The organism is Acinetobacter sp. CY73, assembly GCF_059515865.1.
The window spans coordinates 1-16,480 of sequence record NZ_JCAKMZ010000016.1 but is presented as its reverse complement, the minus strand read 5'-3'; the positions used below and the strand labels follow the sequence as shown (position 1 = coordinate 16,480).

Annotated in this window: 13 protein-coding genes and 1 pseudogene; 6 read left to right on the top strand and 8 right to left on the bottom strand. The window is 39.3% G+C overall.

Going from position 1 to position 16,480, the window contains the following annotated elements; translation table 11 throughout:
• Positions 1-119: 119 nt before the first annotated feature.
• Positions 120-1,019, top strand: coding sequence for a DNA-binding transcriptional regulator HcaR (hcaR, locus tag AC5YD2_RS09040; protein ID WP_496126076.1), 900 nt, complete (start codon positions 120-122; stop codon positions 1,017-1,019).
• A gap of 392 nt (positions 1,020-1,411) precedes the next feature.
• Here the strand turns inward: hcaR and AC5YD2_RS09035 are convergent, their stop codons facing one another.
• From AC5YD2_RS09035 to AC5YD2_RS09015, 5 genes are all read right to left on the bottom strand, one after another.
• Positions 1,412-2,272 (bottom strand): alpha/beta fold hydrolase, encoded by an 861-nt coding sequence (locus AC5YD2_RS09035; protein WP_496126014.1) that lies wholly within the window; start codon positions 2,270-2,272, stop codon positions 1,412-1,414.
• A gap of 240 nt (positions 2,273-2,512) precedes the next feature.
• Positions 2,513-3,799 (bottom strand): OprD family outer membrane porin, encoded by a 1,287-nt coding sequence (locus AC5YD2_RS09030; protein ID WP_496126013.1) that lies wholly within the window; start codon positions 3,797-3,799, stop codon positions 2,513-2,515.
• Between the two features lie 440 nt (positions 3,800-4,239).
• Complete coding sequence (dmpG, locus tag AC5YD2_RS09025; RefSeq protein WP_496126012.1) at positions 4,240-5,259, bottom strand: 4-hydroxy-2-oxovalerate aldolase; 1,020 nt, start codon at positions 5,257-5,259, stop codon at positions 4,240-4,242.
• 11 nt (positions 5,260-5,270) lie between these two features.
• Positions 5,271-6,164, bottom strand: a complete 894-nt coding sequence (locus AC5YD2_RS09020) for an acetaldehyde dehydrogenase (acetylating) (RefSeq protein ID WP_496126011.1) — start codon at positions 6,162-6,164, stop codon at positions 5,271-5,273.
• Positions 6,165-6,186: 22 nt separating this feature from the next.
• Positions 6,187-6,984: a fumarylacetoacetate hydrolase family protein gene (locus AC5YD2_RS09015; protein ID WP_496126010.1), complete on the bottom strand. Its 798-nt coding sequence runs from the start codon at positions 6,982-6,984 to the stop codon at positions 6,187-6,189.
• A 568-nt stretch (positions 6,985-7,552) separates the two neighbouring features.
• Here AC5YD2_RS09015 and AC5YD2_RS09010 point away from each other — a divergent pair.
• Positions 7,553-8,251: an SIMPL domain-containing protein gene (locus tag AC5YD2_RS09010; protein ID WP_496126009.1), complete on the top strand. Its 699-nt coding sequence runs from the start codon at positions 7,553-7,555 to the stop codon at positions 8,249-8,251.
• A 114-nt stretch (positions 8,252-8,365) separates the two neighbouring features.
• On the opposite strand, the gene AC5YD2_RS09005 is transcribed toward AC5YD2_RS09010, so the two are convergent.
• Both AC5YD2_RS09005 and AC5YD2_RS09000 read right to left on the bottom strand, forming a co-directional pair.
• Complete coding sequence (locus AC5YD2_RS09005; RefSeq protein WP_496126008.1) at positions 8,366-9,460, bottom strand: fatty acid desaturase family protein; 1,095 nt, start codon at positions 9,458-9,460, stop codon at positions 8,366-8,368.
• A gap of 12 nt (positions 9,461-9,472) precedes the next feature.
• Positions 9,473-10,534, bottom strand: coding sequence for a ferredoxin reductase (locus AC5YD2_RS09000; RefSeq protein ID WP_496126007.1), 1,062 nt, complete (start codon positions 10,532-10,534; stop codon positions 9,473-9,475).
• A 140-nt stretch (positions 10,535-10,674) separates the two neighbouring features.
• On the opposite strand from AC5YD2_RS09000, the gene fabR reads away from it, so the two are divergent.
• Positions 10,675-11,358: an HTH-type transcriptional repressor FabR gene (fabR, locus tag AC5YD2_RS08995; protein WP_496126006.1), complete on the top strand. Its 684-nt coding sequence runs from the start codon at positions 10,675-10,677 to the stop codon at positions 11,356-11,358.
• Between the two features lie 101 nt (positions 11,359-11,459).
• Here the strand turns inward: fabR and AC5YD2_RS08990 are convergent, their stop codons facing one another.
• A complete protein-coding gene (locus AC5YD2_RS08990) occupies positions 11,460-13,166 on the bottom strand; it encodes an AMP-binding protein (RefSeq protein ID WP_496126005.1) in 1,707 nt (568 codons plus the stop codon).
• A gap of 339 nt (positions 13,167-13,505) precedes the next feature.
• Between AC5YD2_RS08990 and AC5YD2_RS08985 the strand changes: the two genes are divergently transcribed.
• From AC5YD2_RS08985 to AC5YD2_RS08975, 3 genes and pseudogenes are all read left to right on the top strand, one after another.
• Positions 13,506-14,714, top strand: coding sequence for an iron-containing alcohol dehydrogenase (locus AC5YD2_RS08985; RefSeq protein WP_496126004.1), 1,209 nt, complete (start codon positions 13,506-13,508; stop codon positions 14,712-14,714).
• A gap of 97 nt (positions 14,715-14,811) precedes the next feature.
• Entirely contained in the window at positions 14,812-15,468 is a 657-nt protein-coding gene (locus AC5YD2_RS08980; protein ID WP_496126003.1) for an enoyl-CoA hydratase-related protein, read from the top strand.
• Positions 15,469-15,505: 37 nt separating this feature from the next.
• Positions 15,506-16,480, top strand: a pseudogene (locus tag AC5YD2_RS08975) (IS3 family transposase); the annotation flags it as partial.

Sequence of the window (16,480 nt, the reverse complement as noted above, 5' to 3'; positions counted from 1 at the left end):
AATCACCCACCCTTAATTATAAAGGCATAGAGCCCACTCTTCTCTGATGAATTGATTCTGAACTATACTGCACGCGGATCATATTAAGACTTTGTATGAATCAATCTTTGGAAGGTTATATGGAACTACGTCATCTTCGTTACTTCATTGCAGTTGCTGAAGAACTTAACTTCACCAAAGCTGCACTTCGTCTCTACACAGCACAGCCCTCGCTCAGCCAGCAAATTAAAGATTTGGAAACTGAGATTGGTGTTCCATTGCTTTATCGTACAAAACGAAAGGTAGAACTTACTGAAGAAGGTCATATCTTTTTAGAGCAAGCACGTTTAACCCTTGCTCAAGCAGATAAAGCTGTCGCTATGGCGCGTCAAGTTGCCAAAGCGAAACAGCAACTCCTCCGCATTGGCTTTGTTCCTGTGGTAGAAATGAAAATCTTCCCTTATGTCCTGCCAAATTTACGCGTTCAAAATGAAGATTTAAAAATTGAACTGATGAGTTTGAACAACTCAGAACAGTCAAAATTGCTCAAAAAAGGTGAGATAGATATCGCTTTTACGCGTCAAAGTCTGTTTAGTGATGAAATTGAGAGCCAATTTGTGCTACGTGAACCCCTGATCTTCTTACTCCCCAAAGATCACCCTTTGGCAAAATATGAACGCATTCCAGTCAAAGAGCTGGATGGTATCGACTTTATTATTCCTTCTGAATTGCAATCTCAAACCTTAAATAGAACCATTTTAGATTTCGCCAAAAAGCATGATATCCGCTTAAATATCGTCCAAACTGCAGATAACATCCTATTTAACATTAACTCAATTGGCATGAATTTAGGCTGTACATTACTGCCCGGCTATATTGCTCCACTCACCATGAGCAATACGGTTATTCGCCCGCTTGATGTCGAATTACCCTCTATCGATCTCTATGCAAGCTATAGAAAAAACTCAGATTCAATAGGTGTACACAAATTTATGGACTTGCTCAGTGGTGTATTTTATTTAGATATTAACCGCGTTTAAGCTCATTTTTAGATTAATTTTCATACATCGCTATGAATAATAGATACGATGGCGATGTATTTCTCAAATTTATAGATGATATTTTTAAATTTATCCTTAGACTTTAGTCTAATTATTTTTGAGTAAAAACTATCACGAATTAGCACTTTATTCAGAGTAATTTAATTGGAAAAAATCTCAAATTTGCTCAACAAATCCCCGTCATACAACTTAAGTCTAATGCAATTTTAGGCTATTTTTTCTTGTAAAATCACTTATAAACATATCCATATTTTATTCAGTGATTATGTACAACCCTACAAACAATACTGATTATCAATAACTCATTCACTTGATTCTTAAAGGTTAAAAAAAAGGATGGGTAAACCATCCTTTTTTACATTATCAACGTATTATTTTACGCCATGTACAGCAAGGTAGTTTTTAATCACTGTGTTAAATTCGTCAGCTTTTTCAACTTGAGACCAGTGACCACATTGACTAAAAATGTGAGCGTCTGCATTAGGTACAACATTTAAGATATCCCAAGTACGCGACACTGGAATCACCACATCTTGAGTACCGTGAATCAACAATACAGGTACGGTAATGTCTTTCATTTTTTCAAAGTCGAGTGGGAATTCAAAACGGTCACGGTCACGTGCACCAACAACATCCATCAAACGGTTTGATGCGTAGTCATTTGCAGCTGATTCATAACGAACTTTGACAAGTTCATCTGTAATTAAGTCTTTGTTGACCACAAACATAGAAAGTGTCTTTTTAACCCCTTCAACAGTCAACACTGGGTTTGCATGCGCTTTAAGCGCAGCAGTTTGTACTGCACCGCCTGTACCCATGGACACGATACCCAAAATACGTTCTGGGTAATCAATCGCCATTTGGAAAGCTAACCAACCACCTAAAGAGTTACCCACCAACCAAGTCTTCTCGATACCCAAAGCATCTAAGGTACGTACCGCGTGATCAACCCAAGCACGGATACCATATGCAGTATTCGGAGCGACAACTGTTTGGCCATAACCAATCGTATCAATCGCGATACAACGTGCTTGCTCACCAATTTGCGGAAGGTTTAACCACCAGTTCGCAGCTGCAGATACACCCGTACCTGAACCATGTAAAAATAAGATTGGCGTACCTTCACCAATTTCATGGTAATGCGTCAACTCGCCTTCTGCTGTTTCAATCCATTTGTCTTCTAAGCCAAAGAACGGATCGGTTGTGTATTCAGGGATTTGAACAGTGCTCATAATAGTCCTCTTAAGTCTTTTGCTTACGCATCCATCTCATTTACAGAATTCAACGACAAGTTGACTCATCAAAAATGATCTTTTACACGCTTATATTAACTGTTCAGCCCAATCAAACTGATACATTATTACGATAGCAAGCAACTTTAAAACAATAATTTAAACTATTGTTTAATATGGTTTTTTTAATTTAAAAGAATAGCAATTAGGGTGAAACTTAGGTTCACCCTAATTTAACCACTAGAATTTATAGCTATAGGTCGTTGCAATACGATGTTCTTGCAGGTCATTGCCAAAGTTATAGTTCGTATCAATGAACATATAGTTGAAGCCTAAGCCTTTCAACTTACCTTCAGGCACAACATAATTAATAATCACGTTGTTTTCATTTTCTTTGCCTTCAGGTTGACCCACACCCATATCAATATTATCGCCACGGAAATGACGCACAGTTGCGGTTAAACCTGAAATTCCAGCATCTTTAAAATTATAGGTATAGCCCAAACTCCAAGAACGCTCATCTTTACGAATGAAACTCGCTACTGACCAGTTGTCTAAGTAAGGTTGTGGCACCCAACCACCCAATGTTGGGAACATCGTGGCTTCACTACCATGATCACCAAACATTTCTTGGTAACCGAGTTGAACAGTATGCATACCATGGTTCATTTTTGCACCAGCTGATACCGCTTGGCTATCAATGTTCCCATAAAGTTTGTCACCTGATTCACTGTTATCAAAGTAACGAACATGCGTATCTAACTTTGTTTTTTCAGTTAAATTCGTTTTGAAGTTTGCAGCAACATAATGTTGTTGATAGATATTGGTAACATCTGCATACCAATAGCTACCACCGATTTTTGGTGTGAACTGGTGATCAACACCCAAAATATACATACCGTCATCAGTAGACTTGTTCGCGGCTTCTGCTTTAGCAAAGTCATTCTGCGGGAACAAAGTTAAGTTTTGATATTGATTATCATAACGCGCATTAATGCCATCAATATAGGCCAAAGTCAGTTTTGTATTTTTAATATCTTTAGATTCTAACCATGCACCACTATACGTCGTTAATAACTGGCGTGATGGGTCAAAAAATATGACTGGAGACATCGGCAATAAATCACCCACTTTCAGTTCTGTCTCAGACACTTTAACTTTTAAAGTTGCTCCCAATTTAGCATTATCACGCTCGGATTGACCTTCAGCAGCATCAAATGGCATGTGTATATCATTGCCATTGGCTTTCAAACTAACTGCGTATTGAGCAAGGATATCAGCACCAACCTGAATGCCTGCACCAATATCATGATAGCCAGACTTAGCATCTAAAGTGACAGCTTGCGTCCAGTTACCATATCCTGAAGTAACACCTCGCCCTGCTTCATGATCGTATTCACGATCCAAATAGAAATTTTTAAATTTAAGTTGCACATTACTGTCATCAATAAAATCTGCATGTGTTGCAGCTGTCCCTAGTGTTGCAGTTGTAGCAATCATTGCTATCCATAAGTTTTGACGACGCATGGCTGTATCCCTAATATGGAAAATTAACTTAGGTCTGCATATTGCTTAAAATAAGAAACGAAAAAAATCAGACCACAGTCTTAAAAATTCCACTTAGAAATCATTCAATGAATAAAGCTGATTTTAATTAATTGTTTTTTTGGCTTATTTTATTTGGTTTGAAAATCTAAAAACTTAAAAATATTTACTAATTTTCAAATACTTATCTAATTTAAAAATCAATATTAAATATAGATCAGCTTGTTTAAGTGTTTTTATGTTTGAATCACTTTGAGAGCCATAATCATTTACAGAATCAGTAATCGTTTCTAAGATTTAAGACAGCGTTTTTATGTATATCTAAAACTATGAATCTCATACCGAATCTGAAAATTCACATCAAATCCAAAATAAAAAAGCACCCGATTGGGTGCTTTTTTGCATCAAAACTTAATCTACAATTAAGCTTGTGATTCGCGTGCTTTAGACATAGTCAAAGCTAAATCTTCGATCATGTCTTCTTGACCGCCAACAGTACCACGACGACCCAATTCCATTAAGATTTCACGAGCAGATACGCCATATTTCGCTTCTGCGCGTTTCGCAAACAACAAGAATGATGAATAAACACCTGCATAACCTAATGTCGCTGCATCACGGTCAGCACGAATTGGGTTTAGCATCATTGGAATCACCAAGTCTTCCGCAACGTCTTGTACTTTGAACAAGTCAACGCCAGTGTCCATACCCATACGATTAGCAACAGCGATGAACAATTCAAGCGGTGTATTACCTGCACCAGCACCCAAACCAGCAGATGCTAAGTCAACACGGATCGCACCCGCTTCAACAGCAGCGACAGTGTTTGCAACACCCATACCTAAGTTGTGGTGACCGTGGAAACCAAGCTCAATGCTTGAATCTAAGTGTTGACGTAAGTGACCCACACGGTCTTTCACGTCTTGTGGCAACATGTAACCCGCAGAGTCAGTTACATAGATACAGTTTGCACCGTAAGCAACCATCTTCTGAGCTTCTTCAAGCAATTTTTCAGGAGATGCCATGTGAGCCAACATTAAGAAGCCCACTGTATCCATATCTAACTTACGAGCAGCCGTGATGTGCTGTTCAGAGCAATCCGCTTCTGTACAATGTGTTGCCACACGAATGGTAGACACACCAATTTCATGCGCCATTTTTAAATGGTCAACCGTACCGATCCCAGGGAGAAGTAATGCAGAAACTTTGGCATTCTTCATACGTGGCACAACAGCAGTTAAGTACTCTTCATCAGTTGCGGCAGCAAAACCGTAGTTGACTGATGAACCGCCAAGGCCGTCACCATGTGTAACTTCGATTAAAGGTACGCCTGCATCATCAAGTGCTGTTGAAATTGCAATCATTTGCTCAACAGTGGTTTGATGGCGCTGTGGGTGCATACCATCACGCAAAGTCATATCATGAACAATAATCTTAGACATGTGATTGCTCCTTAAGCGTCTTTATTAAATACGTGTTCTGCAAACATTTCTGCAGTACGTGCAGCAGCAGCAGTCATAATGTCAAGGTTACCTGCGTATTTCGGTAGGAAATCGCCCAAACCTTCAACTTCTAAGTAAATTGACACACGGTTGCCATCAAATACAGGACCATTGACAAGTTTGTAACCTGGAACGTATTTTTGAACTTCTTTAATCATCGCATGTACAGATTCAGTGATCGCAGCTTGATCTGGCTCACCTTCAACTAAACAATGCACTGTGTCACGCATCATCAGTGGTGGCTCAGCAGGGTTGATGATGATGATTGCTTTGCCTTGTTTCGCGCCGCCGACTTTCTCAATTGCACCTGCAGTGGTACGTGTGAATTCGTCGATGTTTTTACGCGTACCTGGACCGACTGATTTAGTCGATACCGTAGCAATGATCTCGCCATATTCAACAGGTTGAACACGAGATACCGCGGCAACCATAGGAATTGTTGCTTGACCGCCACAGGTGACCATGTTGACGTTTGGCACTTCGCCAGCGGCAAGTAAAGCTTCTAAGTTTACTGGCGGTACGCAGAATGGACCAATTGCAGCAGGTGTTAAATCAATCATGAGCACGCCAAGTTCATTTAACTTGCGGCTGTTTTCAGCATGTACATATGCAGAGGTTGCATCAAATGCAATTTTAATGTCATCTGCAATCACGTGAGGAAGAAGACCATCAACACCTTCCGCAGTGGTTTTCAAACCCATTTTTGCCGCGCGAGCAAGACCTTCAGACGTTGGGTCAATCCCCACCATCCAGACTGGCTCTAACCATTCGCTACGTTGTAACTTGTAAAGCAAATCAGTACCGATGTTACCCGGACCGATCATTGCACATTTAATCTTTTTCATGAATGTACTCTCTCGTCTTCCCTTATTCAGCAGCGAACGCAGCTGTCACAGAACCGAAACCTTCGATTTCAACTTTAAATTCAGCACCTGGTTGAGCAACAACCATTGGACCTAAAGCACCCGTTAAAATAATGTCACCTGCCAACAATGGACGACCACGACGAACCATCTCATCTGCCAACCAAACAGCAGCATTTAAAGGGTTTGCCAAACATGCTTTACCTACACCTTGAGACACGACTTCTTCATCACGTGTCATGATCATTTTGCAATTGACAAGATCAAGGTTGTCGAGTTTTACAGGTTTAGAACCCAAAACAAAAGCAGCAGAAGAAGCATTGTCAGCAACGGTATCGATCAAACTGATTTTCCAGTTTTCGATACGGCTATCTACAACTTCAATTGCAGGAAGTGCGTATTCAGTCGCACTAATGATGTCTGCAAATGTATGTTTTTCTTTGGTTAAATCTTGATTGATGACCAATGCAATTTCAGCTTCAACTTTAGGTTGGATTAAAAGACCCGCTGGAATTGCTTCACCATCGCCATATGCCATATCAGCAAAGAGCATACCGAAGTCAGGTTGATCTACGCCAAGCTGTGCTTGAACAACTTTAGAGGTCAAACCAATTTTACGACCCACTAAACGACGACCTTCTGTTAATGCACGTGCTGTATTCACTTCTTGAACAGCGTATGCAATATCGACGTTCGCAGCTTCACCGCCCAACGCAGGACGGATTGGAGAGATCGCAGTTTGTGTTAATTCAGCAGTACGTAACGCTTGTGCAACTGATTCAACCACAGCAGAATTAGACATCAAGACTTCCTTCAACTTCATGTGACGATGGAATTGAAGCTGTACTGATCAGCTTTATAGAAAAGCCAATCCAATAAGCTTCAAAATCTTTTAGAGATAGAGTCATCTCTGATGTGAGCTAGGATGAGAAAAACTGAAAGGATATGCCAATACTTATTTTATTTATAACAATAGTCTTAAGCTATTATTGATCAAAATTAAAATCTTATAACCTTATAATAATTAATATTTTTTTATTTTGATCATTCATTATAACAACTTTAAAGCTATAAATTTAATCCATCTTTAGACTATTCGACGCCCTCTAAAAGCAGAGTATTTGCTTCAATCAGCACAATACCACTCAAAAAACAATCAAAATTTAAATGACTGTCTTCAGATTTTATATCACCATTAAAACGTATTAACTTCAATGAATTAACCCGACCTAAGTCTTAAAGTATTCCATGTGTATGAAATAAAGACGAAATTACAGCGCGATATAATACTTGCCAAAAAAAACATTATTTCTACACACATTCGTATTAGTATCAAATGATCAATTCGGGGCAGATAGAAGAGCAACTAAATGAATATAAAACAATTCGCAACAGCATTATTGGTATTGGGTGCAAGCACTTTAAGCATGGCAGATGATGCACTGAAATATAATATTCTAAATTTCCAAGCTGAAGCCACTCGCCAAGTGTCGAACGACGAAATGCATGCTGTTTTATTTATTGAAAAAAGTCACAAACAGCCTGCTGAATTGTCTGCTCAAATCACGCAGTTGATGAACCAAGCATTAAACGTTGCAAAAAAATATCCGCAAGTCAAAGTCGAAACCGGCTCTCAAACCACTTATCCAGTCTATGACAATGATTCTACAAAATTAAAAGAATGGCGCGGTCGTGCTGAAATTAATATCGAAAGCACTGACTTTAAAGCAGCAAGCCAATTGGTCAGTGAATTACAGCAAAACTTTCAAACTCAATCAATCAATTTCACGGTTTCAGATGCACAGCGTAAGAAAGTGGAAAATGAGCTGATGACTGAAGCTTCTAAAAATTTCCAACAACGTGCACAGATTCTTAGTCAAGCTTGGAATAAGTCGAGCTACAACCTTGTTTCACTTAACTTTAATACCAATAATAGTTACCCTCAACCTGTCATGATGCGTGCATCTATGGCAAAATTTTCAGGTGCTGAAGCTGCTGACTCGCAAAATATGGCTGCGGGCGAGTCCAAAATCACAGTGAATGCGAACGGCTCAATCCAGCTTAAATAAGCACTCCATCATTATTCAGATATCTTTTTCCTCTAACAAATAAAAAAGCCATTCACATGAATGGCTTTTTTATTTGGTCAGCTTAAGTCAGGATTGAACTGAAAAATCAGATTTTCACTTTTTGAATGGAAAGGCATATTTCACAATACGCCCAAGCACTTGACCATACTGTTTCACCAAGCTTGCATTGTTATAGTTCAAACCATATTTTTCACAAACAGCTTTCACTTTTGGACCCATTTGACGGTAGCGACGTGCAGGAATATCTGGATATAAGTGATGCTCAATTTGATGACTCAAATGACCCGTTAGAATATGAAATGCTTCTGAGCCCGTTAAGTTCGATGAACCACGAATCTGACGCATGTACCAATGACCACGAGATTCATTTTCTAATACAGACTTTGGAAAAACTTCAACATCTTTAGTGAAGTGACCGCAGAAAATAATACTAAAGGTCCAAATATTTCGAATACCATTGGCAGCCAAATTACCTAAGAACACAGGCAGTGCTGCAGGACCCGCAATTAAAGGAAAGAATACATAGTCTTTAAACAGTTGCTTCCCGATTTTCTTTTTCATCGGTGTTAAACGCTCTTGGAATTCTTCTTTGGTCATACGTCCCTTTAGACGTTTACCAATTTCAAGGTTCTGAATCGCCACACCCCATTGGAATAATAAGCAAAATGGAATGCTATAAAGCGGTTGCAACAAATATCCTTTTTTCCAACGTTGTTCTGGGAACAAACGGATAATGCCATAACCGATGTCATCATCCATACCTTTAATATTGGTATAGGTATGATGTTTGTAGTTGTGCGTTTGACGCCAATCTGCTGCCGTCCCTACGATATCCCACTCATAGGTTGTACCTTTGAACTTAGGATCGTTCATCCAGTCATATTGACCGTGCATGACGTTGTGACCTAATTCCATGTTTTCCATGATTTTGGCAAAGCCCAGTAATCCCGTACCTAGAACCCAAGCTGGCGGGAACCATCCTGCAAATAAGCATGCACGACCTAAAATTGAACTATAACGAATCGCGGCATAAACACGTTTAATGTATTTGGCATCTTTCTCACCAATATCATCCAACACTTCTTGTTTAATGGCATCGAGCTCACGCGCAAGTTCATTCAACTGAGACTCAGTAAGCTCACCGTTTTTAGGATTTTTAAAATACTGTAATTGAACTGGCATGTTCATAAATGTACTCGCTTATAGATCAATAATCAGGTCAGTTTGTGCTGAATTTACGCAAATTTTAAGCAGATTCCCCGGCTCGTTATTTTCAGCGCCATTCACAAGGTTTTTGGTTGAACCCTGCGCTTTATTACATGCACATTTATTACAAATGCCCATACGACAACCGTGTGTCGGTTTAATATTTTGTTGTTCCAAGCTCACTAAAATCGATTGCCCTTTTGGAATCGAAATCGTCTTTTGAGACTGCGTCAACGTGACATTGATAAACCCGACCTCATCTGAAATGATCGGAGTTAAACTAAATGCTTCACTTTTAAAGGTTGCAGCCTGAGCAAAAACTTCTTCAGCTGAATGAACAAAACCTGAAGGTCCACAGGCATACACAGTCGCAGTTGCTAAATGTTCAATTTGTGCTGCATGTTGTTTGTTAATGCGTTCATCGGCATGTTCAGCTTGGGTGTAGAATAGTTTTAATTCAAAATTTTTATGTTGCTGAGCCCATTGCTCTAGCTCGGCTTTAAACGCAACATCTGCTTGAGTTTTCACCCAATACATCAATATTACTGAGCGATTTGAATCTGTTTTCAATAGATCTTTGAGCAAACTGTACATCGGGGTAATCCCACTTCCCGCTGCCAATAAGATAAGCGGTTGAGCGTCAGCTTGAATCGTCATATCACCATACGGCAGACCAAATTCAATCATGTCTCCAACTTTTGAATCATTCACCAACCAATTGCTTACCACACCATCCGCGACTTTTTTGGCTGTTAATAACACATGCTGATCATCGACTTGGGTCAAGCTATATGTACGCTCATATAAGCGACCATTGCTTTGAATGATCACGGGATGATGCTGGCCTGCTTGCGCTTTCTTAAAGTTTTTATTGGTTTGAATGGTTAAACTAACTGTATCTGCACCATTTACTTGTTTGCTAACAATCTTTCCTAAAGATTGATTGACCGACCAAAGTGGATTGAGCTTTTGCAACCAGAAATTTGCAGCATGACGATCAAAAACTGATTCAACTATAGAATCAATAACGGTTTTTCGATTTGTTACAGCTTGCATTTTCCACTCACTTTGTTGCGGTTTAATAATTATTATACAGATGTATATATATTTGTATAGTGAAGCTTTGTATAAGTTGTCATTCCCCTATGCAGAGCAGGTTGCTATAATGGTGATATAAATCTATATGCTTGATATTTATGAGTCATTCTTCCATTTTTACAGATATTGAAATCACTCAAGAATTACGACCAGTGCCTGAACAACGCACTCAAGTTCGATCAGTTGGAAGAAAAGCGACGATTACCAAAGATGAATTATTTCAAGCAGCACTTAAATTAATCGGGCCACAAAAAAGTATCGCATCCTTAAGTTTACGTGAAGTTGCACGTGAAGCTGGAATTGCACCCAACAGTTTTTATCGCCATTTTAAGGATATAGATGAGCTTGCGATCGAGCTGATTGACCGCTCTGCTACCGTACTACGTCAGATTTTGCTTCAAGCACGACTTAAAGCTTCAAAGAAATCCAGTATTGTTCGAAGCTCGGTTGAGGTTTTCATTGAACAATTGGATGCCGATGAGGGTTATCTGAGCCTTTTGTTACGTGAAGGTTATACAGGCTCTGCTTCTTATAAAGAAGCTGTTGAAAAACAACTCAATTATTTCCAACTCGAGCTTCGAGATGATTTAGTTCGATTGGAAAAGTTAAATAACAATAAAATGATTTATCCTGAAGTTGCTGCCAAAGCCATCACTCAACTGGTGTTTAATATGGGTGCAAAAGTCATCAATATGCCGACTGAAGAACGTAAAGAAATTGCTGAACAGACCATGATCATGATCCGAATGATTCTTGAAGGTGCACGTCATTTAGAAAAATAATCATGCTTTAAAATCGTGATGCCATAAAAAAGCCCACATCAATACGGGCTTTTATATATAGATCGATAGATTTAAACATTGGCCTTTGAAATTTAAAGTGATTAAGACTCCCAAACCACTTCTTTATTTTGAGCTACCCAAGACTCAATCAATGGTTCATATTTGGATTCGATCTTATTCCGCTTAATTTTCATCGTCGGGGTGAGCATGTCATTGTCCATGGTCCATAAATCCATAATCACCACAATGAATCCGATCTTTTCATGCGCTTCTAACTTTTCATTGACCTGATTTTTAAGAGCAATAAGTGCTGATTCAATTTCATCACGCTTATTGTCTTGTTTAAGCTTATTACGAATCTCTTCAGCCAACATCACAAATGCAATCGGTTGCTTATGACTGGCACCTCCGACACAAACAGATTCAATCATTTGATGATTACCAATCTTCTGCTCAATCGGTACAGGCATGACATATTTACCTTTTTGGGTTTTGAATATGTCTTTAACTCGTCCTGTGATTTTCAATCGACCACTTGAGTCAATCTCTCCCATATCTCCTGTTCGCAAAAAGCGATCTTCTGTTAAATCTTCAGCGGTCTTCTCAGGATTTTTATAGTACCCCAGCATCGTGCCAGGACTTTTGACGAGGATCTCTCCATTTTCATCAATCTTGCATTCAACGCCTGGTTGCACATGCCCCACATATCCACTTAAATATTCACCCCAACGGGTAATATGTGAATAGCCACTGTTTTCAGTCATACCATAAACCTCAAGTAGCTCAAGCCCTAAACTTCGATACCATTTAATGATATTGATTGGCAAAGGTGCAGACCCAGTCAGCGCATATCGCACATGGTTAAGACCCAGTTTGGACAGCAGTTTTTTCTTAAAAGCATTACCTAAAACTGGTATTTTAAACACGATATTTTGGACTTTAGGTGGTATTTTTTCATTAATTCCTAAGTAAAACTTAGTCCATAATCGTGGCACTGAGAAGAAAATGGTGGGTTTGGCTCGGTTTAAATCTTCAATAAACGTTTCAAGTGAATTTGCGAAATATACGGTAAACCCACAGATCATCACGGATGATTGAATAAATACGCGTTCTGCAACATGAGCTAAAGGTAAATAAGACAATGCACGGTCATCTGATGTCACCCCAAAAGTTCCCTTTAACTCAGATGCGGGTGACAACAAGGTCTCATAACTTTGCATGACACCTTTTGGTAATCCTGTACTGCCAGACGTATAAATAATGGTAGCTAACTCTTGAGCCTGTGGTAAATAAGGCGATGTGGTTGGCTGTGTTTGCGCAATCACATCATCCCATGTAATGGCATCATAATCAGGAGCAAGTGGTAATCGAATACATGGCATGTCTTTGGGAAGAATACCTTTCACTTCATTCCAACTGTCACCAATACCATCCAATTTGCCAATGAAAAGGACTTTGCTTTCACTGTGCTCAAGCACGTACTTAGTACCATCAGCATTCAAAGTTGTATAAAGCGGAACAGAGACATGACCTGACATCCAAATTGCTAAATCCGCCATGATCCAATGCGCACTATTTTTACCCAAAATCGCAATTTGACTATGCTGAGGTAAATTCATGGTTTGCAAATAAGCCGCCATGCGCTTTACTTCATCCGCAACCTGTTGCCATGTGAATTTGATCACTTCGCCTGTGGGTAAAGGTTGAATTAAGAACGCTCTATTTGGAGATTTCTGCGCCCAATGTAAAAGATAATGTACGTGTGTAGGCAAGTCATCCGAGCGCCCGATGTTATTTAAATCTTCCATGCAATGATCATCCCTATCATCTCGATAAAATGGTGGATTTATTTGTATATTTGTCATCCATAATAAATTTCTACCACAAACTTCAGATAAATCAAGTATAAAAAAACGCCATTCCATTGGCTTAATCAACCAAACATCACAAGGAATTTTTTAAAGTGCGTGCTTAAAGGCGTTCAGCTCACTTACTTAAAATTTAACGATCAAAAGCATCAAATAAATTCTCAAGTGCAAAAAGATAGCTGGCATAATACGTCATTGGAGTTGATTCACTTCGCCAATGTGAATGCATATTATTTAACCTATAACTAAAATATAATTCATGGATTGAGTTAATTATAAATGGCTAAATTATCTACAATAATTAAAGCAAAAGCACAATTGAAAGCCGTTCAAGCACTCACATATATATTGTCTGTATCACATCCGTTGGTATTTGCAGGACCAAATTCAGCCTTAAATTTATGCAATAACATCCAACAACTGGGTATGAAAAAAGTGCTGATTGTGACAGATGAAGTCTTGCTCAAACTTGGTGTCATTCAACCTTTGCAAAGTCAATTAGAACAAGCAGGTGTTCAGGTCAACATTTTCTCCGAAGTAAAACCTGATCCGACTTTTGAAGTGGTTGATAAAGGGATTCAGCTTTTTAAAAGCTCTAAATCTGATAGTGTACTTGCTGTGGGTGGTGGTTCGACCATAGACACGTCGAAAGTGTTGGCTTTAGCCGCTGCGAACAACAGATCACCCAAACAACTGGTTGGTCTATTGAAGGCTCGAAAACCCGCCTTCCCCTTATTTGTGATACCAACCACTGCTGGGACGGGTTCTGAAGTGACTGTTGCTGCCGTTTTATCGGACAATCGAACGCATGTGAAAAGTTTAGTGATCGACCCCAAAGTCGTGCCACTTGCAACAGCACTTGATCCCATTATTATGCAAGGTATGCCTCCTGCCATTACCGCAGATACAGGTATTGATGCACTGACACATGCACTTGAATCATGGGTCAGTGAGTTTGCGAATCAAGAAACTGATTTTTACTCACGAGCAGCAACCAAACTGATTTTAGAAAATTTAATCCTGGCTTGGAAAGATGGAAAAAATTTAGCTGCTCGGGAAGCAATGGCTTTAGGTTCACATTATGCTGGACTTGCTATGAATAAAGCTGCTATCGGCTACGTACATGCGCTGGCTCATCAACTAGGCGCAAAATATGGCGTACCTCATGGGCGTGCAAATGCGATCATTTTGCCTCATGTGCTTGAGTTTAACCGCCAAGCCTCGGAAAAACGCCTCGCTAAATTAGCACGTGAAATTGGTTTAACCACTTCTCCGAGTGATCTCGAAGCAACAGATATCTTCATCCAGCGCATCAAAACACTTTTAATTGATTTAAACATCAATACACAAGTGCAAGGCATTCAACCGCAAGATTTCCCTGAAATGATTGAAGCTGCATTTACAGAAGCACATGGCATGTATGCTGTACCTAAGTACATGGACTATGCAGAGGCTGAAGCAATTTTGATGCGCCTTCAAAGTGTTTAGAATAGTGTGAGCTTGAGGAAAAGCTTACGAAATAGTGCACCATGATTCAAAATAAAATTTAATTATGCTCATCGATTTAAAATAAGGATATTTTAAAATGCTGAAATCGATTGAATCTCCTTATCCGCATCTACATGCGCAACTTGAGAACGGTGTATTCACACTGGCGATTGATCGCCCCGAAGCTAAAAATGCTTTCAATATGGATCTGTACGTTAATTTACGTGAAGCTGTTTGTGAAGCTGACCAATCGAGTGAAGTGAGAGTATTCATTTTGCGTGGTTTAGATCAGGATTTTGGCGCTGGAAATGATATGAAATCATTTTTACAGTTAGCTCAATTTCCAGAAGCAGGTCAAGCAGGTTCTACAGCACCTTTTATGTTACTTAAAGCTCTGGCTCAGTTTTCTAAACCCTGTATTGCTGCTGTGCGTGGTGCGTGTATTGGCGTTGCGAATACACTGCTGTTACATTTTGATTTTGTTTATGCCGATGACACTGCAACATTTCAAATGCCTTTTGTGAGCTTAGGTTTATCCCTCGAGGGTGCAGCCAGTTTATTATTGGCTCAACGTGCAGGTTACCATCTAGCAGCAGATATATTATTGAGTGCAAAAAAGTATGATGCACGTAAAGCTTTAAAGGCTCGCATTCTCAATGAAATTGTTCACAACCCTTATGAATATGCAAAGGCTCAGGCTGAGCATTTGTCATCCAGAGATGGATCGGGAAATTTGAACAACTCCTATAAGTGATATTCTGCTCCTCAAATGATGTTATAAACATCAATATATGGAGTATTTTATGGCACGTAGACCAAGAAGAAATCATTCAAACGACTTTAAAGCTAAGGTAGCGCTTGCTGCGATTAAAGCAGAAAAAACACTTGCTGAATTGAGTGCTGAATTTGATGTTCATCAAAACCAAATTATCGACTGGAAAAATCAATTGATCTCAGCTTCCTCGCAAGCCTTCGATCAATCAAAAGCTCCAGCAGAACCGCCCATTGATCTTAAAAAGTTACATGCAAAAATCGGTGAGCAGGCATTAGAAATTGATTTTTTAGAAGGTGTGTTGAAGAAACTGGGCCGCTTCAACCACAAAAGTTAATCGATCACTCACTTCAGATTTCAGTATCTAAACAAGCTAAGTTACTGAAGGTCTCTCGTGGTTGTTATTATTATCGCCCAAAACCTGTTAGCTCATCAGATTTGAAGCTGATGCGATGTATTGATGAATTACATATGCAATATCCTTTTGCAGGCAGTCGTATGATGCGTGATTTGTTGAATCGTCAAGGGCATCATATAGGACGACGTCATACAAGTACTTTAATGAAGAAAATGGGTATTCAGGCGTTATATTGTAAACCAAATTTAAGCCAGGCTACTCAAGCTCACCGTAAATATCCATATCTGCTCAAAGGATTGGCTATTCAGCGCAGTAATCAAGTGTGGTCAACGGATATAACGTATATCCCTATGGCAAAAGGCTTCGTCTACTTATGTGCTGTGATTGATTGGCATAGCCGCAAGGTACTTGCGCATAGGGTATCGATTAGTATGGAGGTGGATTTTTGTATTGCGGCTTTAAATGAAGCGATTGAAAAATATGGCCCACCTGAAATATTTAATACAGACCAAGGCAGTCAATTTACCAGTGATGCATTTATTGACGTGTTGAAATCAAATGACATTCAAATCAGCATGGATGGTAAAGGTCGTTGGGTTGATAATGTCATGATTGAACGATTATGGCGTAGTGTTA